22 protein-coding genes and 1 tRNA gene are annotated in these 21,614 nt (G+C 63.3%); 14 read left to right on the forward strand and 9 right to left on the reverse strand.

All coding sequences use genetic code 11. From position 1 onward, the window contains the following. Positions 1-2,084: autotransporter outer membrane beta-barrel domain-containing protein (locus tag CKW40_RS16950; RefSeq protein WP_095201059.1), on the forward strand; the 2,084-nt coding region annotated here is incomplete at its 5' end. Positions 2,085-2,156: 72 nt separating this feature from the next. On the opposite strand, the gene CKW40_RS16955 is transcribed toward CKW40_RS16950, so the two are convergent. Next, positions 2,157-2,531 (reverse strand): hypothetical protein, encoded by a 375-nt coding sequence (locus tag CKW40_RS16955; protein WP_095201060.1) that lies wholly within the window; start codon positions 2,529-2,531, stop codon positions 2,157-2,159. Positions 2,532-2,661: 130 nt separating this feature from the next. Here CKW40_RS16955 and CKW40_RS16960 point away from each other — a divergent pair. Further along, a protein-coding gene (locus tag CKW40_RS16960; protein ID WP_179297995.1) for an IS630 family transposase occupies positions 2,662-3,607 on the forward strand; the annotation gives its coding sequence in 2 pieces (ribosomal slippage) (positions 2,662-3,000 and positions 3,002-3,607; 945 coding nt in all). Between the two features lie 198 nt (positions 3,608-3,805). On the opposite strand, the gene CKW40_RS16965 is transcribed toward CKW40_RS16960, so the two are convergent. The 7 genes from CKW40_RS16965 to CKW40_RS16995 form a co-directional block, all read right to left on the reverse strand. After that, a complete protein-coding gene (locus tag CKW40_RS16965) occupies positions 3,806-4,621 on the reverse strand; it encodes an ABC transporter ATP-binding protein (RefSeq protein WP_095201062.1) in 816 nt (271 codons plus the stop codon). Next, entirely contained in the window at positions 4,621-5,352 is a 732-nt protein-coding gene (locus CKW40_RS16970; RefSeq protein WP_095201372.1) for an ABC transporter permease, read from the reverse strand. The genes CKW40_RS16965 and CKW40_RS16970 overlap by 1 nt, the downstream gene beginning before the upstream one ends. 9 nt (positions 5,353-5,361) lie before the next feature. Further along, on the reverse strand, positions 5,362-6,108 hold the full coding sequence (locus CKW40_RS16975; RefSeq protein WP_244571208.1) for an ABC transporter permease: 747 nt from the start codon (positions 6,106-6,108) through the stop codon (positions 5,362-5,364). A 90-nt stretch (positions 6,109-6,198) separates the two neighbouring features. After that, positions 6,199-7,041 (reverse strand): transporter substrate-binding domain-containing protein, encoded by an 843-nt coding sequence (locus CKW40_RS16980; protein WP_095201063.1) that lies wholly within the window; start codon positions 7,039-7,041, stop codon positions 6,199-6,201. Positions 7,042-7,525: 484 nt separating this feature from the next. Beyond that, complete coding sequence (locus tag CKW40_RS42965) at positions 7,526-7,942, reverse strand: hypothetical protein (RefSeq protein WP_143748316.1); 417 nt, start codon at positions 7,940-7,942, stop codon at positions 7,526-7,528. 216 nt (positions 7,943-8,158) lie between these two features. Beyond that, on the reverse strand, positions 8,159-8,410 hold the full coding sequence (locus CKW40_RS16990; protein ID WP_095201065.1) for a GIY-YIG nuclease family protein: 252 nt from the start codon (positions 8,408-8,410) through the stop codon (positions 8,159-8,161). 94 nt (positions 8,411-8,504) lie between these two features. Further along, positions 8,505-8,594: transfer RNA gene (locus tag CKW40_RS16995), tRNA-Ser, on the reverse strand. Between the two features lie 403 nt (positions 8,595-8,997). Here CKW40_RS16995 and CKW40_RS17000 point away from each other — a divergent pair. From CKW40_RS17000 to CKW40_RS17010, 3 genes are all read left to right on the forward strand, one after another. After that, entirely contained in the window at positions 8,998-9,681 is a 684-nt protein-coding gene (locus CKW40_RS17000) for a 50S ribosomal protein L21 (RefSeq protein WP_095201374.1), read from the forward strand. 98 nt (positions 9,682-9,779) lie between these two features. After that, positions 9,780-10,049 carry a 50S ribosomal protein L27 gene (rpmA, locus tag CKW40_RS17005; RefSeq protein ID WP_010912120.1) on the forward strand — a complete coding sequence of 90 codons (270 nt, stop codon included), beginning with the start codon at positions 9,780-9,782 and terminating at the stop codon, positions 10,047-10,049. 120 nt (positions 10,050-10,169) lie between these two features. Further along, positions 10,170-10,757 carry a GNAT family N-acetyltransferase gene (locus CKW40_RS17010; protein ID WP_019861830.1) on the forward strand — a complete coding sequence of 196 codons (588 nt, stop codon included), beginning with the start codon at positions 10,170-10,172 and terminating at the stop codon, positions 10,755-10,757. A gap of 166 nt (positions 10,758-10,923) precedes the next feature. Here CKW40_RS17010 and CKW40_RS17015 read toward each other — a convergent pair whose 3' ends face one another. Beyond that, positions 10,924-11,793: an endonuclease/exonuclease/phosphatase family protein gene (locus CKW40_RS17015; RefSeq protein WP_095201067.1), complete on the reverse strand. Its 870-nt coding sequence runs from the start codon at positions 11,791-11,793 to the stop codon at positions 10,924-10,926. A 131-nt stretch (positions 11,794-11,924) separates the two neighbouring features. Between CKW40_RS17015 and obgE the strand changes: the two genes are divergently transcribed. The 9 genes from obgE (at position 11,925) to CKW40_RS17060 (ending at position 21,550) form a co-directional block, all read left to right on the forward strand. Next, positions 11,925-12,956 (forward strand): GTPase ObgE, encoded by a 1,032-nt coding sequence (gene obgE / locus CKW40_RS17020; RefSeq protein ID WP_095201068.1) that lies wholly within the window; start codon positions 11,925-11,927, stop codon positions 12,954-12,956. Positions 12,957-12,960: 4 nt separating this feature from the next. Continuing rightward, entirely contained in the window at positions 12,961-14,097 is a 1,137-nt protein-coding gene (gene proB / locus CKW40_RS17025) for a glutamate 5-kinase (RefSeq protein ID WP_095201069.1), read from the forward strand. Between the two features lie 3 nt (positions 14,098-14,100). Continuing rightward, positions 14,101-15,387 (forward strand): glutamate-5-semialdehyde dehydrogenase, encoded by a 1,287-nt coding sequence (locus CKW40_RS17030; protein ID WP_095201070.1) that lies wholly within the window; start codon positions 14,101-14,103, stop codon positions 15,385-15,387. Between the two features lie 163 nt (positions 15,388-15,550). Then, positions 15,551-16,138, forward strand: a complete 588-nt coding sequence (locus CKW40_RS17035; RefSeq protein ID WP_095201071.1) for a nicotinate-nucleotide adenylyltransferase — start codon at positions 15,551-15,553, stop codon at positions 16,136-16,138. A gap of 96 nt (positions 16,139-16,234) precedes the next feature. Further along, entirely contained in the window at positions 16,235-17,530 is a 1,296-nt protein-coding gene (locus tag CKW40_RS17040; protein WP_095201072.1) for an MFS transporter, read from the forward strand. A gap of 179 nt (positions 17,531-17,709) precedes the next feature. After that, the gene (gene rsfS, locus CKW40_RS17045) at positions 17,710-18,087 is read left to right on the forward strand and encodes a ribosome silencing factor (RefSeq protein ID WP_023777607.1); all 378 of its coding nucleotides are present in this window, start codon (positions 17,710-17,712) and stop codon (positions 18,085-18,087) included. Between the two features lie 72 nt (positions 18,088-18,159). Next, positions 18,160-18,642 (forward strand): 23S rRNA (pseudouridine(1915)-N(3))-methyltransferase RlmH, encoded by a 483-nt coding sequence (gene rlmH / locus CKW40_RS17050; RefSeq protein WP_095201073.1) that lies wholly within the window; start codon positions 18,160-18,162, stop codon positions 18,640-18,642. 207 nt (positions 18,643-18,849) lie between these two features. Continuing rightward, entirely contained in the window at positions 18,850-20,217 is a 1,368-nt protein-coding gene (locus tag CKW40_RS17055) for a murein hydrolase activator EnvC family protein (RefSeq protein WP_095201074.1), read from the forward strand. Between the two features lies 1 nt (position 20,218). Next, positions 20,219-21,550 (forward strand): S41 family peptidase, encoded by a 1,332-nt coding sequence (locus CKW40_RS17060; RefSeq protein WP_179297996.1) that lies wholly within the window; start codon positions 20,219-20,221, stop codon positions 21,548-21,550. The last annotated feature ends 64 nt before the right edge of the window (positions 21,551-21,614 follow it).

The raw sequence follows: 21,614 nt of genomic DNA on the forward strand, positions 1-21,614 counted from the left end.
GCGGCGGTTCGTCGTACGTCCAGTTAGCCGGGGGCGGGGCGGGCGGCAGCGGTGCCGTTACGGTCGACTCCACCTCATCCATCGCCATCGGCAGTGCGGGCGCCATTATCCTGGGTGGCACCGCAGTTCCGGGAGTCCCCATCGCCGCAATTCTTGGACCCAGCGGCGCCGGAGGCACCGGCACGCTGAACCTCGCGGGTGCGTTGACGTTCCAGAGCGGCGGCAGCTTTACCATCAACACCACCGGCACGTTCAATCTCGGCAATGCGGTTGCGAATGGGGCCGTCGCCGGGACGATTTCTGGCCTGTCCAGCCTGACCAATAACGGCGCGATCAATTTCAACCAATCGAACGCCGTCACGTTCTCACCCGCCATAAGCGGCGACGGCACGGTAACCCAGAACGGCGGCGGCACCGTTCTCGATGGTGCCAACACCTACACCGGCGCGACGACAGTGAATGGTGGCGTTCTGTCGGTGAACGGATCGATTGCATCGTCCGTGCTTACGACGGTCAACAGTGGCGGCACGCTGGGGGGTACCGGCACGGTTGGCAACACAACGATCGTGGGCGGCATTCTGGCGCCGGGTAACTCGATCGGCACGATCACGGTCGCGGGGGACCTCGTGTTCGGCACGGGCTCCACATACAGCGTCGAGGTTTCGCCTGTTACGGCCGACCGCACCAATGTTACCGGCACGGCCGACCTCTCGGGCGGCACGGTGGCGGTGACGTACCTGCCGGGCACGTTCGTGGCCAAGAGCTATACCATCCTCCATGCCGACGGGGGACTGGGCGGCACTGCATTCGCGGGCATCGACGCCCCGACACTGCCGGGCCTTACAAGCAGCCTCGTCTATGACTACACCGCGAACGACGTCTATCTGCAGACGACCGCCGTGCCGACCATGGGCGCCGGGCTCAACGAGAATCAGAAGAGCGTCGATACGGCACTCCTCGACTTTTTCGATCGGACCGGCTCATTGCCCGGCGCGTTTGCCGGGCTTGGCGCGAACGGGCTTTCCCAGGTGTCGGGCGAGGTGGCGGCCGGTGCTGTCAATGCCGGCATCGACAGCGCCGACCAGTTCATCAACGCGCTCGATGCCCAGGCAGGTCAGGGCGCAGCGGGTCCGGCCGGTGGCGGCGGGGCGACGGCCTATGCCGAAGACGGGGCAGCCGGCGACAAGGACCAGTTTGCCTCGCTCGGCATCAAGGCCAGCCACAATGCCGACCTGGTGGGGTCTGTCTTCGCCAGCCGCTGGCAGGCATGGGGCGCCGTCTATGGCGGTTCGCAGAAGATCGGCGGAGATGCCGGCGTTGGCTCGCACGACACGAATTCGGACATTTTCGGCGTCGCCGGCGGCATCGTCAGGAATTGGGGTGACACGCGCCTTGGCGTCGCGATCGGCGGCGGTTCGTCCAGCTTCTCGCTGGCGGATGATCTCGGCTCCGGCCATGCCAACACTTTCAATGTCGGCGTGTTCGGCCGGCAGGGTTTTGGCGATGCCTATATAGGCGGCGTGCTGGCCTACGGGTTCAACGACACCAACACCAGCCGGGCGGTGCCGGGCGACACGCTGGAGGCTTCCTTCAACGCGCAGACATGGTCGGGACGCGTCGAGGGCGGCTACCGCTTCGCCACGCCGGTTGCGGCGCTGACGCCCTATGCCGCCTTCCAGGCCACGGCCTATCACCTGCCGGGTTATTCCGAGACCAGCGCCGGTTCCGGCGACTTCGCTCTCGGCTACGGGTCCCAGTCGACCACCGCGACGCGCTTCGAGCTCGGCCTCAACCTCGACAAGGCCATCGCGCTGCAAGATGGAGCAAAGCTGACACTGTCGGGCCGCGCCGCCTGGGCGATCAATGGCGGCACGAACCGCAAGGTGACGGCGACGTTCCAGAGCCTGCCCGGCGCGACATTCACCATCGACGGGGCCGAGCCGGCCACCAACGCAGCGCTCGTCAATGCCAGCGCGACATACACATCCGGCTCCGGCCTCTTTGCTTCGCTCGGCTTCCAGGGTGAATTCTCGGGCAATGTCCAGAGCTATGCCGGCAAGGCAAAGATCGGGATCGACTGGTAGCGAGCGAGATCAGCCGAGATCAGCTGGTCGTCCGCAGCCAGCAGTTCGCCATGAGCGGCCCCAGGCCAAGCCTCACGGCCAGGCACGCTGCATTGAATTGACCGAAAGCCAGGCAATCAGCGGCAGCGCCAGCAGGAGCGCAAGGCGCAGCGCTGCCGATCGGGCTCTGTCGAAATCACCTCGCCTCAGCCGCAGCCATGCCTGCACGGCGGCGCCAAGGGGGAGCAGGGCGTAGAGGCCGGCCAGAGCCCACAGGAGCTGCTCACCGGTCACCGGGATGCCGCCCTGCTTGAGCGCGTCGCCGATGGCCGCTCCCGGTACGGCGACGAAGAAAACTCCCGTGATCGCGAACAGGAAGCCGATCATCGAACCCGGAAACGATGTCGCCGACAGCGCGACCGCCACCGCCAGCAGGATGAGCAAGATGATGAACGCGCGCTGGGTCACTGCCGGGAACTCCGTCCGCCGGCAAACCGATAGCAGAGAAGGCTTAGAGCGGTTCGCGTTTTGTCTGAATCGGGATTCCCAAGACTGAGCAAATCAGATTCGATGTTCTGACCGTTGGAGGTCGGGACAGATGGCCAAGCCTTATTCGATGGATTTGCGGGAACGGGCGTTGGCTCGCCTTGAAGAAGGCGAGACGAGCCGAGAGGTAGCTGCGGCACTGAAGGTGGCAGTTTCGAGCGTGATCAAGTGGGCGGCGCGCAAGCGTCGGCTGGGCAGTGCGGCACCCGGCAAGATGGGCGGTCATCGACCCTATCTGATTGACGGGGAGCATCGTGCCTTCGTCCTGAGCGAGGTCGAGCGGGATGCCAACATAACGCTTCATGAATTGACGGCCGCACTGGCTGACCGGGGTCTCATCATCCACCCTGCCAGCGTCGGTCGCTTCCTGCATCGCGAGGGCAAGAGTTTTAAAAAAAACCGTTCTGCCGGCTGAGCAACTCAAGCCAAAGCTGATGCGTCGGCGGACGCAATGGATGCGCTATCAGACCCGCATTGACCCAACGCGCCTGGTCTTCCTGGATGAAACGTGGGTCAAGACCAACATGGCGCCGTTGCGCGGCTGGGGTGTGCGCGGCAAGCGGCTGATGGCTCACGCGCCATATGGTCATTGGAAGACAATGACCTTCATCGCCGCACTGCGGCATGATCGGGTAGAGGCGCCTTGGGTCATTGACGGACCCATCAATGCGCAGGCCTTCCGTGTCTATGTCGAAACCGAACTCATCAAGACCCTGAAGCCGGGTGACATCGTCATTCTCGACAATCTCGGATCTCACAAGGGCCAAGCCGTCCGCGACATCGTCAGGGCCGCCGGAGCGCGGCTCTTCTTCCTGCCGCCCTACAGTCCAGATCTCAATCCAATCGAGAAGCTCTTCGCTAAGCTCAAGCACTGCATGCGACGTGCCGCCAAACGAAGCATCCAGGCCGTACACAACGCTATCGCCCGCACCCTCGACATCGTCACCTCAAATGAATGCAACAACTACATCGAAAGCGCGGGCTATAAGTCAACCTAAATGCGAACCGCTCTAGAAATCCGTTCGCGCCATCCCGTTGAAGCCGGCACCTTGGGGCGGTCCAATCGGTCTTTCCATCAGCCATTATGGTGAAGCTTGCTTCCGGTCGATAAGTTGACCTTTTGATGCATGTTTGATAGCGCCATTGCGGCGCACCAATCCGGCCAGTCGAGCTGAAGAAGCGTTTCGCGGTTCACGTCACTTGTTGAAATTCGCGATAAACTGCCCGAATTGCTGGGTGGGGGGGCGCGCGAACATCTCCTTCGGTTCGCCCAGCGAATCCACCTCGCCCTTGTGCAGGAACATCACCTTGCTCGATACGTCGCGGGCAAAACTCATTTCGTGCGTTACCACCAACATGGTGCGCCCCTCCTCCGCAAGCGAGCGCATGACGCGCAGCACCTCGCCGACCAGTTCCGGATCGAGCGCGGATGTCGGCTCGTCAAACAGCATCACCTTGGGATTCATCGCCAGGGCGCGGGCTATGGCGGCGCGCTGTTGCTGGCCGCCTGACATGTGAGGGGGATAGTAGTTGCGACGCTCCCATATCCCCACGCGCTTCAGCAATGCCTCGGCCTGCTCCAGGCATTCGGCGCGCGGCCGCTTGAGCACATGCGTTGGCGCAGCGACAAGGTTCTCGAGCACCGTCATGTGCGACCAGAGATTGAAGCTCTGGAAGACCATGGCGAGATTGGCCCGAATCCGTTCGACCTGGCGCATATCGGCCGGCGCTTGATGACCGTCGCGGCTTTGCTTCATCTTGATGAGCTCGCCGTCGACCCGCACCTCGCCGGAGTCAGGGGTCTCCAGGAGGTTGATGCAGCGAAGCATCGTGCTCTTGCCCGAGCCCGAAGAGCCGAGGATGGAAATGACGTCGCCCTTATGGGCTTCGAGCGAAATGCCCTTGAGCACCTCATGATCGCCAAAGCACTTGCGCATGTCTTTGACGCTGATGGCTGACTTGTCGTCCGGGGACGGTGCTGCTTTCGCGGCAGCGGCGACATTTGCCGACATCACAACACCTCCGGGACGGGTTTGATTTGCTGGCTCTGCTCGGGCGGGGGACGCAGATGCGGTGAAAGCAGGTATTCAACCCAGGCGAATAGCCGGGCGATCGACAGATTGAGCAGCAGGTAGATCACGCCGGCGCACGTCAGCACCTCGATCGGCCGGAACGTGTCGTGCTGGATCTTCTGCGCCGTTCCCATCATCTCCATGATGGTAACCACGGAAGCGAGCGCGGTCGCCTTGGTCATGAGAATGATCTCGGTCGAATAGGCCGGCAAGGCCAGGCGGAGCGCTATGGGCAATGCGACAATACGGAACCGTGTGAACGCAGACATGCCGAAAGCCTTGGCCGCCTCGATCTGCCCGACCGGCACGGCTCGGAGCGCGCCGCGGAAAATCTCGCTCTCATAAGCGGCGGTGTTGAGCGCCATCGCGACGATCGTGCAATACATGGGGTCGCGCAGGATCGGCCAAAGAATCGGGCTGTGGCGTACAAAATCGAACTGGGAAAGTCCGAAATAGACCAGATAGAGTTGCACCAGCAGCGGCGATCCGCGGAAGACGAAGACATAGGCACGGGTGAAATATTCGCCGAATTTGGAGCCCGACGCCCGCAGCCAGGTCAGGCCGGTGGCGATGACCAGGCCGAAGGCGATGCCGAAGAACCAGATCTCAAGCGTCAGCGGCAGTGCTTTCAGCACGCTCCACATGGTCGAAAGGTAGAAGTTGTAATCCACCGCCACCTCCTATTTCGGACGCAGAAAGCTGCGTGAGGTGTAACGCTCGGCCTTGTCGAAGATCGGCGTCGAGATCGACGTCATCACGAGGTAGAGGATACCGGCGACCGTGTAGAAAAGCAGCGAATGGTGTGTTGAACGCGCCGCCTTGTTCGCCGTCAGCATCAGCTCGGCGACGCCGGTGACCGAGATCAAAGCCGAATCCTTGATGGTCAATTGCCAAACATTGCCCAGCCCCGGCACCGCCAGACGCAGGACCTGGGGCATGATCACGAGGCGAAAACGCAGCCAGGCCGACATGCCATAGGCGCGCGCCGCTTCCAGCTCGCCGCGATGGATCGCCAGGAACGACCCGCGGAAGACCTCGGCCTGATAGGCGCCCGAAATGATGCCGACCGCGAGCACACCGCCCAGAAAGCTCGGCATGTTCAAGATGTCGGTCGAGCCGATCGATCCGGTGGACCGCGCCACGCCCGTCAGGATCTGCGTGCCGCCATAGTAGAAGAGGTAGATGACCAAAAGCTCCGGCTCACCGCGGAACACGGTCGTGTAGCTCTCGCCGATGAACCTCAGTCCGCCGCGATGCGAAAGCTTGGCCGCCGCCACGAGCGAGCCCAGCATGGCGCCGATCATCATCGAAACGACGGTGACCGCCAGGGTCCAGCCAATGCCCCAGAGCAGCTGCGAGCCCCAGCCGGCCGCCAACAGCTCATAGGCCGTCGACAGCTGATCCTTGAGACTGTTGAGAAAGTCCACCTACGCCTCCCCGGGCGTCGAGATAATGCATCGACAGCTCGCCCGCCTCAATGCAAAAAGGGAGCAGCCTTGGCTGCTCCCTTTGCGACATTACTTGGTAATGTCGATCTTGAACCACTGCATCGAGTATTTCGACACCGAGCCGTCATCGAGAGCGGCCTTGAGCGCCTTGTTGTAGATATCCTGCAGGTCCTTGTCGGTCTTGCGGAAAGCAGCACCGATGCCCGGTCCAAGGATCGGACCGCCCTTGAACTGGGGCCCGACGAATTCGAGGTCCTTGGCGTCGGGCTTGGCCAGCGTGCCGAGGAAGTAGGTGGTGTCGGCGAAGGCCACGTCGAGGCGGCCGGCCATCAGATCGAGATCATGCTCGTCGGTGGTCTTGTATTCATGGACGTTGGCGACATCCTTGAGATATTTGTCGGCAAACGTCGCCTCCGTCGTCGAAACCTGCAGGCCGACATTCTTGCCGGTCAATTCCTTGCGCAGCGTGTCGAGCGCCGCCTTGGATTCGGCATCGTCCTTCGAAAGATCGATCATCTTGCCGCTGTTGGACAGCTGCGCCAGCGGTCCATTCTTGTCGGCGAGGAAAGCCACCGGCGATGAGGCATAGGGGATCGAGAAGTCGATCGTCTTCATGCGCTCCTCGGTGATCGACATGCCGTCCATGACCATGTCGAACTTGCCCGCGGTGAGGCCTGGAATAACGCCATCCCAATCCTGCGCCACGATGTTGCATTCGAGCTTCGCGCGGGCGCAGACGTCGTTGAGGATGTCCACCTCGAAGCCGACGATCTTGCCGCTGGCGTCGGTCTGGTTCCACGGGGCATAGGAGCCCTCCATAGCAACCGTCACGGTCTTCCAGTCCTTGGCCAACGCCGGGGTTGAACAGGTCAACGCCAGCGCGGCAAGCGCAATCCAACGTGATGATGTCACGATACTTCTCCCATATTTTGTTCTTGGAACCCTCAGATACCAATTGCTTAGCCTAGCCCCAATTCCCCCACAAGTGCTGTTTTCCGCTCCGCATTGAGCGCATTCTTGACGCTGCACGGGTACAAGTTCCGCGGCTCGGGGAAAACCCGGCGCGATGGCGGGGTCACCTTGCTAAGCTACTGTTTTGTCAGAGTAAGCTATCGTGCGGTGCTGCCCGCTGGCTGTTTACCGCCTTCGCCCTTGCGCCATTGCCGTGCGTGATCAGCGCCAGGCGTGCCATCAAGATCTCGTGAACCGGCGAAGTCCGCGAAAGTCAGTTTGAAAGCCTCGGTCCCGATGCTGCTCCAGCTGTGCAAATCATGCCCGTTGGACAGTGTGCCGCCGAGGAGCCGGCGCGGCGGCAAGGAGCGATCGGGGACGGCAGGTAATTCCGGCTGGGGTCGTGCAGTGGGGTACCAGAATCCGCCAGTCAGGAGGCGAATGGCTAGTGCCAGAGGCACACCCGGACGTCCTTGCCAACATAGCACGCGCCTTCGCGGTGAAGTGCTCCCCAATCTTGTCCGTCGCCGTGGGTGTCGCGAATATCCCCGTTCGCATAGCCTGCCCAAGAATCTCCGTCCTTGTATACAACCGCCCAGTAATCCTTGGACATTTCACCGGCCCCACTATGGGTGTCGGGATAGTCGATACCTGCGAAAACCTGATGAGGCCCCTGGATATTGAAATCGCCGCCCTTTTCGATTTGATAGGAGCATTTTCCGGATATGCGGGTCTCACCCTGAACGACAAGCAGGCAGCGGCCCCATTTATAACCGCTCGGCAAACGATGCTGCGCTTGCGCATGCGAAGGCGAAAGGGAAACCGCAATTGCAAAGGCAGCCGCTAGTGTTCGCCCGATCATCTGATCACCCGTTGTGAAACAGCCGGATTCAAGGAGCGGCCGGACGCTGTTGGATTCCCAGAACGCATGCCGAAACGGTCCTGCGCAGGTTGGCCCCCTAAGAGATCCTGATATTTATCGACCATAGTCGGATTTTTGTCACGTGACATGTGCGCTGCTGCGTCGAAACTGCGCGCTTGTCGAGCATCCGAAGCGATACAAGTTCTAAGACCGCTGTCAGTCGGGCTCTGTCCGCCAAAAACGCTTGCTTGCGAAGGCTTTGCCCGATCCGGTCTTGAAGTATCGCTCGAGTTGCCGTGCGTTGGCCTCGGTTTCAACCGCAACATAGGTTTTCAAAGTTACAGGCAGATTGGCCTTGGTCGATACCACATGGCCCGATCGATGCGATTCGAATCGGCGTCGGAGGTCGTTTGTCGATCCGACATAGATATCGCCGTTACGAAGTTGCAGGAAATACACGTACCACATGGTCCCCCTACGCTGCTTCGCAGCTTCGGGCGACACTCCTACGCCCGATTGCGGTTTCGGGTGGCCTGCCACCCGAAGCCCGCAGGGCGTAGGGTGGCGGAGAGGGAGGGATTCGAACCCCCGATGGGCTTGCACCCATGCCGCATTTCGAGTGCGGTGCATTCGACCACTCTGCCACCTCTCCGCGGTCATGGTCGGCCGTTGCCGGCGCGGCGCACTAGATAACGGCTGAACGGGCAGGTTACAAGGCCAAATCCGCCGATATTTGGCTTGCTGGACAAGTGGCGGATTCAAGGTGGTGTTTACCGTCGAGCCCATACGGTTTCACGGCCAGCCATGCCTCCCATCTCCAGGCGACGGTAACGCTGGGTCGTCATGTTGACACGACCATTGGTTGCCCGCCAATGATTAGGCCCGGCAACGGCCGTTTGCCTTGACTCCAACTCAACCTTCGGTTAGGGACAGCGCGCAATCGGCGTGGAGGGTTCTTCCGCGCCGCTTGTTTTTTGAACCCGCAGACTGACAAAAAGACGGCCGAACCGCCTCAGGCGGTTCATCAAGGCCGACCGAACAGCGAAAGGCAAAAAATGTTCGCAGTCATTAAAACGGGCGGTAAGCAGTATCGCGTTGCCGCCAACGATCTCCTGAAGATCGAAAAAGTCGAAGCCAATGTCGGCGATATCGTCGAGATCGGCCACGTGCTCGCGCATGGCGAGGGCGAGAATGTCACGTTTGGCGCGCCGTTCGTCGATGGCGCTCTGGTCACCGCCGAAGTCGTCGAGCAGGGCAAGAACCGCACGGTCATCGCTTTCAAGAAGCGCCGCCGCCAGAATTCGCGCCGCAAGATCGGCCACCGCCAGCTTTTGACCACCGTGCGGATCGCCGAGATCCTGCTGGGTGGCGCGAAGCCCGCCAAGAAGGCCGCCGTGAAGGCGGAAGCCAAGGCTGAAGTTGCTGCCGAGGCGAAGGCCGAGGCTGCACCGAAGGAGGCCAAGGCCAAGAAGGAAGCTGCCCCCAAGGCAGAAGTGACGGCCGAGACGGCCGTCGCACCGTTGTTCAAGGCGCCGAAGGGCGAGCCGGACGACCTGACCGTGATCAAGGGCATCGGCCCGGTCGCCGCCAAGGACCTTAACGAGCAGGGCATCATCACCTTCGCGCAGCTCGCCAAGCTGACCGACAAGGATGTCGCCAAGATCGACGAGCACATGCCGTTCAGCGCCGACCAGATCAAGGACTGGCGCGAACAGGCCAAGGAACTGGCGAAGAAGTAATTTTTCCGGCGAAACATCCGCCGGATCGGACTTGAAACGGAACGCGAACGCGTTCATAAGGCCTTTTAGGCGCCTTGCGGCGCAACGGAGTTAGTTAGATGGCACACAAGAAAGCTGGCGGCTCGTCGCGCAACGGTCGCGACTCGCATTCCAAGCGTCTGGGCGTGAAGAAGTTCGGCGGCGAAGCCGTCATCCCGGGCAACATCATCATTCGTCAACGCGGCACGACCTGGCATCCCGGCGTCAATGTCGGCATGGGCACGGACCATACCCTTTTTGCGCTCGAATCCGGCGCCGTGACGTTCAACAAAAAAGCCAACGGCCGAACCTACGTATCGGTCAACCCGATTACCAAAGCCGCGGAGTAGCCGGTTCCGCACTAGAACACCGGCGCCCATCTCGGGAACCGGTGTCTGGCAACGCCAGGAAAAGGATCAGGGGAGATGGGTTTCCATCTCCCCTTTTTCTTGTGCCTGGAGGACTTTGACATGGTTGCCGAAGCGGAAGACTCAGAAGACGAAAGTTACGCGATAGACTGCCCGGTGCTGGTCACCGAGCGGCTGGTGATGCGGGCGCCGCGCGAGAGCGACATCGCGCAACTGGTCGAGCTTGCCGACAACCGTCATGTCGCCGAAATGCTGGCGCGCATGCCGCATCCCTATGGCGAGGCCGAGGCGCGGGCCTTCCTCGCCATGACCAGGTCACGCCGCGCCGGCATCGCCTATGCCTTGACGCTGGCCGGGACCGACACGTTCGTCGGCTGCGCGGGCTTGAACACCACCGATCGCGGGCTGGAGCTCGGCTACTGGATCGGCGAACCCTACTGGAAGCGCGGTTATGCGACGGAAGCCGCCCACGCGCTGGTCGACCTCGCGTTTCAGAAGACGTCGGTCCAGGTGCTGCATGCCTCGACGCGGGTCATCAATCCGGCCTCGCGCCGGGTGATCCACAAGTGCGGCTTCCAGTATGCCGGGCAGGGCATGCTGAACTCGATCGTCGCCGGCCAGGTGCCTGTCGAGCGCTACAGGCTGGACAGGAAGACGTGGATTAGCCTGCGCAACTGGGTGCATTTTTGATGTGTGCTGATATTCAGGTGAGGCCGGCCTGCGAATGGCGGTTTCCTGCGCTTCCGGTGCTCACGTACTTTTAAGTACGCTCCGCTCCGGTTCTCGGAAACCACCATTCTCGGCGCGGCCTGACCTGAATCTCAACACACATCGGCGGCGCGGCGCGAGACCGAAGTCAGCCCAGTTCGGCCCACACCGGCAGATGGTCCGAACCGGTCGCCTGGTGGTCGACCCACAGGCGCTGCAGCGATCGGGCAAGCGAAGCGCTGGTGAAGACATAGTCGATGCGCTTGTGGCGGCCGCCATTGGCGGGATCCTTGGGGTCGGCCCAGCTGGCGAGATCCTCGCCGGTGGCATTGAGGCGCACGGCGGCGTCGACGGCGAAGTCGGCGGTCAGCGGCATGCCGAACTGGTGGTCCGGCCGGCCGGCGAGTTCGACATATTCGGGCGAGCCGGCCAGCATGTTGAAATCGCCCATGGCGACAAAGGCCTCGGGATGCGGCAATTCCGGCAGGCCGATCTCGGCGACGCCGGACAGCGCGCCGCCTTCGAGCGCATAGTTCAGCAGGCGCCGGCGCAGGAACTGGATCTGCCTTGTGCGTTCGACCGGACTGCGGTGATCGAGATGGATGGAATAGAAGCGGATGAAACCAAGCGGCGTCTCGATCAGTGCCTCCAGCGCGCCGCGCTGGAAGTTCATCATCTCGAAGCTGCGGCTGCGCGGCAAAAGCAGGTTGCGCGACAGATGAATGGGCGTCTTCGACAGCATCATGTTGCCGAGCTGGAAGGTGGTGGTGATGGCGCGGCCGTTCTCGATGCGCGAGCCGATATTGGCCTCGAAATTGCTGCCATAGACGGCGAAATAGTCGGGCAGCGCTTCGCCGATCTCGGCAACCATATCGCGCCCGCCGTTTCTCGGATTGTTGCGGGTGACCTCCTGCAGCGCGATCACGTCGGCGCCGCGCACCGTGTCGGCAATGCGCGCGACATCGTAGTGCCCATCAAGCCCAATGCCGTATTGGATGTTGTAGGTTACAAGCCTCATAGCAACATTTCTCCGGCCGACCCCAAGCGGCCATTGTCACAAAACGGTCTCGCCCTTGACCGCGCCTTGGTTTAGAGCAAGGCCCAAGGTTTAGAGCAATGCCGCAAGGCCAATAAAGAAACTGCAATCTCATGAAATTTCTCGATCAAGCCAAGGTCTATGTCCGCTCCGGTGACGGGGGCGCCGGTTCGGTGTCGTTCCGGCGCGAGAAATTCATCGAGTTCGGCGGGCCGGATGGCGGCGACGGCGGGCGTGGCGGCGATGTCTGGCTGGAAGCGGTCGACGGGCTGAACACGCTGATCGACTATCGCTACCAGCAGCATTTCAAGGCCAAGACCGGCGTCCACGGCATGGGCCGCAACATGACCGGCGCCAAAGGCGCCGACGTCACGCTGAAGGTGCCGGCCGGAACGCAAGTGTTCGAGGAAGACAATGAGACGCTGATCTGCGATCTCACCGTGGTCGGCCAGCGCTTCCTGCTCGCCAAGGGCGGCAATGGCGGCTTCGGCAACCAGCATTTCAAGACCTCGACCAACCAGGCGCCGCGCCGCGCCAATCCCGGCCTTCCCGGCGAGGAGCTCAACATCTGGCTGCGGCTGAAGCTGATCGCCGATGCCGGGCTGGTCGGGCTGCCCAATGCCGGCAAGTCGACATTTCTCGCCGCCGTCACCGCGGCCAAGCCGAAGATCGCCGATTATCCCTTTACGACGCTGCATCCCGGCCTCGGCGTTGCCCGCATCGACGCGCGCGAATTCGTCATCGCCGACATTCCAGGCCTGATCGAAGGCGCGCATGAGGGGGTGGGCATCGGCGACCGGTTCCTCGGCCATGTCGAGCGCACACGCGTGCTGCTGCATCTGGTTTCGGCGCAGGAGGAAAATCCGGGCAAGGCCTACAAGACCGTGCGTGCCGAACTCGATGCCTATGGCAATGGTTTGATCGAGAAGGTCGAGATACTGGCCCTTTCGCAGGTCGACACGCTCGATGCCGATGCGCGCAAGAAGAAGGTTGCTTCGCTGAAGCGGGCCGCCGGCCGCGCGCCGATGCTTCTGTCCGCCGTTACCGGCGAAGGCGTTGAGGCCGTGCTGCGGGCGCTGATGACAGTGATTGCCGAGGCGCGCGCGGAGGCTGCGCCCGTGGTCGAGACGCGCTGGGAAAAGTAAGGCCATGCAGTCGCTGAAAAAATACCGGCGCATCACCGTCAAGATCGGCTCGGCGTTGCTCGTCGACCGCGCGAGCGGCCTGAAGCGCGACTGGCTGGCTTCGCTCGCCGACGACATCGCCGTGCTGGCCCAGGGCGGCGCCGAAATCCTCGTTGTCTCCTCCGGCGCCATCGCACTCGGCCGCACCATTCTTGGGCTCGGCAAGCGGGCGCTGAAGCTTGAGGAGAGCCAGGCGGCCGCCGCTGTCGGACAGATTGCGCTGGCCGGCGCCTGGTCGGATGCGCTCGGCAAGGGCGCGCTGAAATCGGGCCAGATTCTTTTGACGCTTGGCGACACCGAGGAGCGCCGGCGTTATCTCAACGCGCGCGCGACGATCTCGACGCTGCTCAAGATGAAGGCGGTGCCGGTCATCAACGAGAACGACACGGTGGCCACCTCCGAAATCCGCTATGGCGACAATGACCGGCTGGCCGCGCGGGTGGCGACGATGATGGGCGCCGACCTATTGGTGCTGCTCTCCGACATTGACGGGCTCTATACGGCGCCGCCGGCGCGTGATCCCGATGCCAAGTTCATTCCGGTTGTCGACCGCATCACGCCTGACATCGAGGCGATGGCGGGAGCCGCCGCGTCCGAGCTGTCGCGCGGCGGCATGCGCACCAAGCTCGACGCCGGCAAGATCGCCACCGCCGCCGGCACCGCTATGATCATCACATCGGGCACGCGGCTGTCGCCGCTGATGGCGATCGAGCGCGGCGAACGCGCCACCTTCTTCCGGCCGAGCGCCAATCCGGTCAAGGGCTACAAGACATGGATCGCCGGCCAGCTCGAACCGGCCGGCCGACTGACCGTCGATGCCGGCGCCGTCGGCGCGCTCACATCGGGCAAATCGCTGTTGCCGGCCGGCGTCAAGCTGGTCAGCGGCAATTTCTCGCGCGGCGACACCGTGGCGATCCTGTCGCCCGAGGGCCGCGAGATCGCGCGCGGCCTGGTTGCCTATGATGCCGCCGATGCCGTAAGGATCGCAGGCCTGAAGACGGCCGAGATCGAAACCGTGCTCGGCTACGAAGCGCGCTCGGCGATGATCCACCGCGACGACCTCGTGGTGAGTCACGCTGGAGGCGACATAAGCGGAGGATGAGCCATGCTGAAGCTGCATGAACAATCCGGAGACGACACCGTGCCGCTGATGGCCGATATCGGCCGCCGCGCCCGCGCCGCCGCTCGACCGCTGGCCATCGCGTCGACCGCAGCCAAGAACGCCGCTCTTGTCGCGATGGCCAAGGCCATAATCGCCCGCGAGCAAGCCATTCTCGACGCCAACGCCATCGACATCTCGAATGGCCAGGAGTCAGGGCTGTCCGCCTCGTTCATGGACCGGCTGAAGCTCGATCCGGCGCGCATCCGCACTATCGCCGACGGCATCCGCGAAATCGCCGAACTCAAGGATCCTGTCGGCGATGTGATCGCCGCATGGGAGCGGCCGAACGGCCTGCGGATCGAGCGCGTGCGCACGCCGCTCGGCGTCGTCGGCGTCATCTATGAGAGCCGGCCGAACGTGACGGCCGACGCCGGCGCGCTCTGCCTCAAGGCCGGCAATCCGGTGATCCTGCGCGGCGGCTCCGATTCGCTCAATTCTTCGGCGGCCATCCATGCCTGCCTGGTCGAGGGCCTGAAGGCCGCCGGCTTGCCCGAAGATGCGATCCAGCTGGTGCCGACCACCGACCGCGCCGCGGTCGGCGAGATGCTCAAGGGGCTTTCCGGCAACCTCGACGTCATCATCCCGCGCGGCGGCAAAAGCCTGGTCGGGCGCGTGCAGAGCGAGGCGCGGGTGCCGGTCTTTGCCCATCTCGAAGGCATCTGCCATCTCTACATCGACCGCTCCGCCGAGCTCGACATGGCGGTGAAGATCGCCGTCAACGCCAAGATGCGGCGCACCGGCGTGTGTGGCGCAGCCGAGACGCTGCTGATCGACCGCGCGGTCGCATCCACTCATCTGCTGCCGATCCTTGATGCGCTGCGCGCGGCCGGCTGCGAGATCCATGCCGACGCCGAGGTGCTGAAAGTGTTTTTCGACGCCAAGCCGGCGACCGATGCCGACTGGGTGACCGAATATCTCGACGCCATCATCGCGGTGAAGCTGGTCGACGGCATCGATGGTGCGATCGAGCATATCGAGTCCTTCTCCTCGCATCACACCGAGGCGATCATCGCCGACGATGCGAAGGCGGTGGAGCGGTTCTTCAACGAGATCGATTCGGCGATCCTGCTGCACAATGCCTCGACGCAGTTCGCCGATGGCGGCGAGTTCGGCATGGGCGCCGAGATCGGTATCGCCACCGGCAAGATGCATGCGCGCGGGCCGGTCGGTGTCGAGCAACTGACCTCCTTCAAATACCGCGTGCACGGGTCGGGACAGGTGAGGCCTTGAGCGCTGGTCTTACCCTCCCCCTTGTGGGGAGGGTGGCGAGCGCAGCGAGCCGGGTGGGGGAACGACGCTGAATTCCGCGATACCCCCGCCCCGCTCCGCTTCGCCGATCGACCCTTCCCACAAGGGGGAGGGTGAGAACGCGGTTCCCTCCCGCTATCTCCGCATGCCGCACGCCGAAAAGGGCCTCACCGTCGGTCTGTTCGGCGGTTCGTTCAACCCGCCGCATGCCGGCCATGCGCTGGTCGCCGAGATTGCGCTCAGGCGCCTGGCGCTCGACCAGCTGTGGTGGATGGTGACGCCTGGCAATCCGCTGAAGAGCACGCGCGAGCTGGCGCCGCTGGCCGACCGGCTGCAGCTGTCGGAGAAGATCGCCAGGAACCCGAAGATCAAGGTCACCGCCTTCGAGGCGGCGCATCATGTGCGCTATACCGCCGACACGCTGGCGCTGGTCAAGGCGCGCAATCCCGGCGTCGACTTCGTCTGGATCATGGGCGCGGACAGTTTGCGCGATTTCCACCGCTGGCAGCGCTGGCGCGAGATCGTGCTGACCTTCCCGATCGCGGTCATCGACCGCCCGGGCGCGACGCTGTCGTTCCTGTCGTCGGTCGTCGCCAAGACCTTCGATTATGCCCGCATCGACGAAGGCGACGCGCCGCTGCTTGCCCGCATGAAGGCGCCGGCCTGGACCTTCATCCACGGCCCGCGCTCCTCGCTGTCGTCGAGCGCGATCCGGAAAATGGCGAAAGGGTAGGGCCTCCACGCCAAGGGGAAGGGCCGCGTTTCGCCCGCCCGCCTATGTCGTTTTTACAGCGGCGCCTGCCCGACGGATCGGCGATGCTGGCCCGATATGGCAATTCAAACCAAGACCCAACCCGCAATCGAGCCGGAGCACGGCAGCGCGCCGACGCCGCTGATCGCGATTGCCAGCGTCATCGTGTCGATGGCGCTGATCGCCATCGGCAATGGGCTGATGTTTGCCTACATCCCGGTCCGGCTTGGCGTCGAGGGTTTCGATCCGACCTGGGCCGGGCTGATTGTCACCGGCCTGTCGGCCGGCGGTCTTGCCGGCTGCATCCTGACCGGGCCGCTGGTGCGCAGGGTCGGCCATGCCCGTGCCTTCATGGTGCTGTCGGCGCTGATCGCGCTTTCCAATGCGGCCATCGGCGCTGGGCCGCATCCCTTGCTGTGGATCGGCGCGCGCGCCCTCTACGGTTTTGCCATATGCGGCCTGTTCATCGTCGCGCAGAGCTGGCTGAACGATGCGGTCGCCAACGCCATACGCGGCCGGGTGATGGCTTTCTTCTACGTCGCCTATGTCGCCGGGCTCGGCGTCGGCTATGCGACACTGGCGCTGGTCGACATCAGAACCGCGGACGCACCGTTGATCGGCATTGTCTTTACCGCTCTGTCGATCCTGCCCGTCGGCATGACGCGGCTTGCGCAGCCGCCGGCGCCGCAGGCGGCCTCGGTGGCGCTGCGCCGGGCCTGGCGGATTTCGCCGGTCGGCGTTGCCGGCATGCTGGCGGTCGGCGGCCTGTCCATGTCGATTTCCGGTTTCGCGCCGATCCACGCCACGGCCAAGGGCTACAGCCAGGCCGATGTGGCATTGCTGCTTTCGGTGATGCCGCTCGGCACGCTGATCCTGCAGCTTCCGTTCGGCTGGATCTCCGACCGCACCGATCGCCGTTACGTGCTGATCGGGGCGTCCGCACTGGCCGCCGCGGCCGGCATGTTCGCGCTCGGTTTCGACGGCGGCGCGCTGCCGGCGCTGCTGGTGATCTATGTCTTGTGGGACGGCGCCTCCGAATCGATCTATTCACTGTCCAGTGCGCACGCCGCCGACCGCGCAGGCAAGGACGACATGGTGGCGCTGTCCAGCTCGCTGTTGTTTGCCTGGTCGCTGTCGGGCTTCATCGTGCCGGGCATCGTCACCGCCCTTTCGGCCGCCTTCGGCACGCAGGCCTTCATCTATGTGGCTGTTGTCATCGCCTGCGCCTTCTGCCTGTTCGTGCTGTTGCGCGTGTTCACAACACAGGCCGTGCCGGCCACTGAGACCGGCAGTTTCGCACCGATGACGGCGCAGGCGCCGCTGCCGGTCGAGCTCGCCTATGCGCCGGACGATACCGCCGGGAAACCGGGCTGATCCCTTGCCGACGGGCTTCATTTCTGATGCCTGGCGAACCTGCTTCTGCGGCTGCGTCTTGAAACTGCAACGGAACTCTGCCTATCTAAGTGGTGTCACCTGCTTTTGGGGGTGATTTGGTTGTTCTTGCTGCGAAAGGAAATACACTGAGAACAGCACTGCGGAAGAAGGCCGATATCATGCCTTCGCCGGCCAGGATCAGCGTAGACGACGCCGTGTCCCGTGCCATCAAGACAGTCCTTGCCAGTCTGGAAGACTCCAAGGCCGAAAATATTGTCTCAATCGACATTCAGGGGAAATCGAGCCTCGGCGACTACATGGTCGTCGCGTCGGGCCGATCGCACCGTCATGTCTCGGCTGTCGCCGACCATCTCCTCAAGGCGCTCAAGGATGCCGGCCTCGGCACCGCGCGCGTCGAGGGACTGTCCGGCGCCGACTGGGTCCTGATCGATTCAGGCGACATCATCGTCCATGTCTTCCGTCCCGAAGTCCGCGAATTCTACAATCTCGAAAAGATGTGGCAGGCGCCGGATCTCGAGGAAGAGACCCTTCATTAAGCTGCCCTGTGTCGTTGCCCAAAACCGGATTTCACCTTTGGGTGACGTGCATTAACGGCTTATAGAGGCGGGATGAAGATTTCAGTTCATGCCGTGGGCCGAATGAAAACCGGTCCCGAGCGGGAGTTGGCCGACCGCTATTTCGAACGCTTCGCCAAGAGCGGGCCCGCGGTCGGGCTCGAATTCGCCGGGATCACCGAGATCGCCGAAGGCCGGGCGCAGAGCGCAATTGAGCGCCAGCGCGACGAAGGCTCCAGGTTGCAGGCGCAGCTGCAGCCGGGCACGGCACTGATCCTGCTCGACGAGCGCGGCAAAAGCCTTTCCTCGCAGGATTTCGCCAATCGCATCGGACAGTTGCGCGATGGCGGGCGCAAGGCGCTGGTGCTGGCCATAGGCGGAGCCGACGGTCACGATCCGTCGCTGCGCGACCAGGCCGATCTGGTGCTGTCGTTCGGCGCGCTGACCTGGCCGCATCAGCTGGTGCGGGTGATGTTGGGCGAGCAGCTCTACAGGGTGGCGACGATCCTTTCCGGCCACCCCTATCATCGCTCGTGAGCCTGCCGCTACAGTTGCCACCAGCTGTGATTCGTCGCCCGACGCCCGGATTTCCGCCCCAATGCCGCGCAAGATCGAAAATCACTGGTTTTTATGCGTGCCGTTTTCCCAAAAAGGGGACCACTTTTGGGCAACATGCAGTCGGGGACGGGCTCTCAAACATGGTTGATGATTCGTTAACGAAGCCGCGGATAGTATAGATCGCGAATGTCTGAAGGCTGGAAATCGACACTGGGCTCAACAGCGGGCTCATCAACCGGGCGCTTCGGGCGCGCGCGCTGCGGCATCGTGGCGGTGGCGGTGCTTTTGTCGTTGCATGCCACCCGGGCCGAGAACACGCTCGACATGGCGCCCGATCCGGACCAGAGCCGCGCCGAGTACGAACAGGTTTCCAAGGAAATTACACTGTCGTCGGAACGGCTGGCCAAGCTCGCGGCCGATATCGCCGCGGTCAAGAAGGACCATGCCTCGATCACCGCGGCGCTGATCCAGTCGGCGATGACCGAGCAGAAGCTTGGCCAGGACATCGAGGACATCGGCGCCAAGCTGGAAGGGCTGAAGGGCCAGCAGCAGAAGATCCGCGCCTCGCTTGTGGCGCGGCGCGACGTGCTGGCCGAAGTGCTGGGCGCACTGCAGCGCATGGGCCTCAACCCGCCGCCGGCGATCCTGGTCAAGCCGGAGGACGCGCTGTCGTCGGTGCGCAGCGCCATCCTGCTCGGCGCCGTGGTGCCGGAATTGCGCCAGCAGACCGACAGCCTGCTGGCCGACCTCAAGGAGCAGACCCGGGTGACGGCCTCGATCGAGGCCGAGCGGGCGCGGCTGACGGAAGCGGTTGGCGAGCAGGTGGCGGAGAAGAAGCGGCTCGGCATGCTGCTCGAAGCCAAGCAGAAGCTCGAGGCCGACACGCAGGCACAAATGGCGGCCGAACAGCAGCGCTCAGAGCAACTGGCGGCCAAGGCCTCCAGCCTGAAGGACCTGATCGCCTCGCTCGAAGCGCAGGCCGACAAGACCCGCAAGGCCGCGGAAGCCGCAAAGGCAGCCGCCGCGAGCCAGCCGGCTGACGATCAGACGGGCGACAAGACGGCATCGCTGGCAGCACTGCCGGTCCCCGAAGGCAACCGGCTCACCGCGGCAGCTCCCTTTTCGGCGCTGCAGGGGCAGATCGCGCTGCCGGTCACCGGCCGCATCAAACGCCGCTTTGGCGCCGATGACGGTAACGGCGCAGTGATGCTTGGAGACATGCTTGCGACACAATCGGGAGCCATCGTGACCGCGCCGGCGGATGGGAATGTGCTTTATGCGGGGCCGTTTCGCTCCTATGGTCAACTCTTGATCCTCAATGCCGGGGACGGCTATCATGTCGTTCTGGCGGGGATGAGCAGAATCAGCGTCGTGACTGGCCAGTCGGTGCTCGCAGGAGAGCCGGTCGGCGCGATGGGAGAGGCCCGGGTGGCAAGCACCTCGGTTTCGAAGAATGGAAATGCCACGCCGGAACTTTATGTCGAGTTCCGCAAGGATGGAAAACCCGTCGATCCGGCCCCATGGTGGGCGGACCGTTTTTCTGGAAGGACGTGAAATGATGCGGAAACTGTCGCTTCTGTTTGCTGGTGCGCTGATGGGCGCCTCCGCCATGAGCCTTGTCTATGGGGCTCCTGGCTCGTCGGCGAACGCTGCGGGATCGGAGACCTACAAGCAGCTGGCGATCTTCGGCGACATCTTCGAGCGGGTGCGGGCACAATATGTCACGCCGCCCGACGACAAGTCGCTGGTCGAGAACGCCATCAACGGCATGCTTTCCTCTCTCGACCCGCACTCCTCCTACATGAATGCCGAACAGGCGCAGGATATGCGCGTGCAGACCAAGGGCGAGTTCGGCGGCCTCGGCATCGAGGTCACCATGGAGAACGACCTGGTCAAGGTGATCACGCCGATCGACGATACGCCCGCCGCCAAGGCCGGCGTGCTGGCCGGCGACTATATCGCCAAGATCGACGGCGAAGAGGTTCGCGGCCTGACACTCAACGATGCGGTCGAGAAGATGCGCGGCCTGGTCAACACACCGATCAAGCTCACCATCCTGCGCCAGGGCGCCGACAAGCCGATCGAGCTGACGGTGGTGCGCGACATCATCAAGGTCAAGGCGGTCAAGTTCCGGGTCGAGAACGACATCGGCTACATGAAGATCACCTCCTTCACCGAAAAGACCTATGACGACCTCGAGAATGCCATCGACACCATCAAGAAGCAGGTGCCGGACGACAAGCTCAAGGGCTATGTGCTCGACCTGCGCCTCAATCCGGGCGGTCTGCTCGACCAGGCGGTGAGCGTGTCCGACGCCTTCCTGAAGCGCGGCGAGATCGTCTCGACGCGCGGCCGCGATCCGAAGGACGTCACCCGCTTCGACGCCAAGCCGAAGCAGGTCGACGACGTCAACGGCAAGCCGATTATCGTGCTCGTCAATGGCGGCTCGGCCAGTGCGTCCGAAATCGTCGCCGGCGCGTTGCAGGATCTGCGCCGCGTCACGGTGGTCGGTACGCAGTCCTTCGGCAAGGGTTCGGTGCAAACCATCATTCCGCTCGGCGAGAATGGTGCGCTCAGGCTGACGACGGCGCTCTATTACACGCCGTCCGGCAAGTCGATCCAGGGCAAGGGCATCACGCCCGACATCAAGGTCGACCAGCCGCTGCCGCCCGAATTGCAGGGCAGGGATTTGACGCGCGGCGAGTCCGATCTCAAGGGTCATATCAAGGGCGCCGACGAGAGCTCGACCGGCTCGGGCTCGGCCGCCTATGTGCCGCCGGATCCGAAGGACGATCTGCAGCTCATCTATGCAGAGCAGCTGCTGCGCGGTCAGAAGACCGATCCGGCCTTCCCGCCCAATCCGGAAAAGGCCGTGCTCAACCAGTAACGGCTTGGCCGGCCAGGTCTGGCCGGCTGAACGAAGCAATGCGATGCTGCCGGGACCGAAAGGT

The organism is Mesorhizobium carmichaelinearum, assembly GCF_900199455.1.
Taxonomy (GTDB): domain Bacteria; phylum Pseudomonadota; class Alphaproteobacteria; order Rhizobiales; family Rhizobiaceae; genus Mesorhizobium; species Mesorhizobium carmichaelinearum.

Bases quoted from the DNA above. Each gene is read 5' to 3' on its own strand.
- CKW40_RS16965 (WP_095201062.1), bottom strand. From the start codon at position 4,621: ATGTCGGCAAATGTCGCCGCTGCCGCGAAAGCAGCACCGTCCCCGGAC.
- CKW40_RS42965 (WP_143748316.1), bottom strand. From the start codon at position 7,942: ATGATCGGGCGAACACTAGCGGCTGCCTTTGCAATTGCGGTTTCCCTT.
- CKW40_RS16990 (WP_095201065.1), bottom strand. From the start codon at position 8,410: ATGTGGTACGTGTATTTCCTGCAACTTCGTAACGGCGATATCTATGTC.
- CKW40_RS17000 (WP_095201374.1), top strand. From the start codon at position 8,998: ATGTTCGCAGTCATTAAAACGGGCGGTAAGCAGTATCGCGTTGCCGCC.
- rpmA (WP_010912120.1), top strand. From the start codon at position 9,780: ATGGCACACAAGAAAGCTGGCGGCTCGTCGCGCAACGGTCGCGACTCG.
- CKW40_RS17010 (WP_019861830.1), top strand. From the start codon at position 10,170: ATGGTTGCCGAAGCGGAAGACTCAGAAGACGAAAGTTACGCGATAGAC.
- CKW40_RS17015 (WP_095201067.1), bottom strand. From the start codon at position 11,793: ATGAGGCTTGTAACCTACAACATCCAATACGGCATTGGGCTTGATGGG.
- obgE (WP_095201068.1), top strand. From the start codon at position 11,925: ATGAAATTTCTCGATCAAGCCAAGGTCTATGTCCGCTCCGGTGACGGG.
- proB (WP_095201069.1), top strand. From the start codon at position 12,961: ATGCAGTCGCTGAAAAAATACCGGCGCATCACCGTCAAGATCGGCTCG.
- CKW40_RS17030 (WP_095201070.1), top strand. From the start codon at position 14,101: ATGCTGAAGCTGCATGAACAATCCGGAGACGACACCGTGCCGCTGATG.
- CKW40_RS17035 (WP_095201071.1), top strand. From the start codon at position 15,551: ATGCCGCACGCCGAAAAGGGCCTCACCGTCGGTCTGTTCGGCGGTTCG.
- CKW40_RS17040 (WP_095201072.1), top strand. From the start codon at position 16,235: ATGGCAATTCAAACCAAGACCCAACCCGCAATCGAGCCGGAGCACGGC.
- rsfS (WP_023777607.1), top strand. From the start codon at position 17,710: ATGCCTTCGCCGGCCAGGATCAGCGTAGACGACGCCGTGTCCCGTGCC.
- rlmH (WP_095201073.1), top strand. From the start codon at position 18,160: ATGAAGATTTCAGTTCATGCCGTGGGCCGAATGAAAACCGGTCCCGAG.
- CKW40_RS17055 (WP_095201074.1), top strand. From the start codon at position 18,850: ATGTCTGAAGGCTGGAAATCGACACTGGGCTCAACAGCGGGCTCATCA.
- CKW40_RS17060 (WP_179297996.1), top strand. From the start codon at position 20,219: ATGATGCGGAAACTGTCGCTTCTGTTTGCTGGTGCGCTGATGGGCGCC.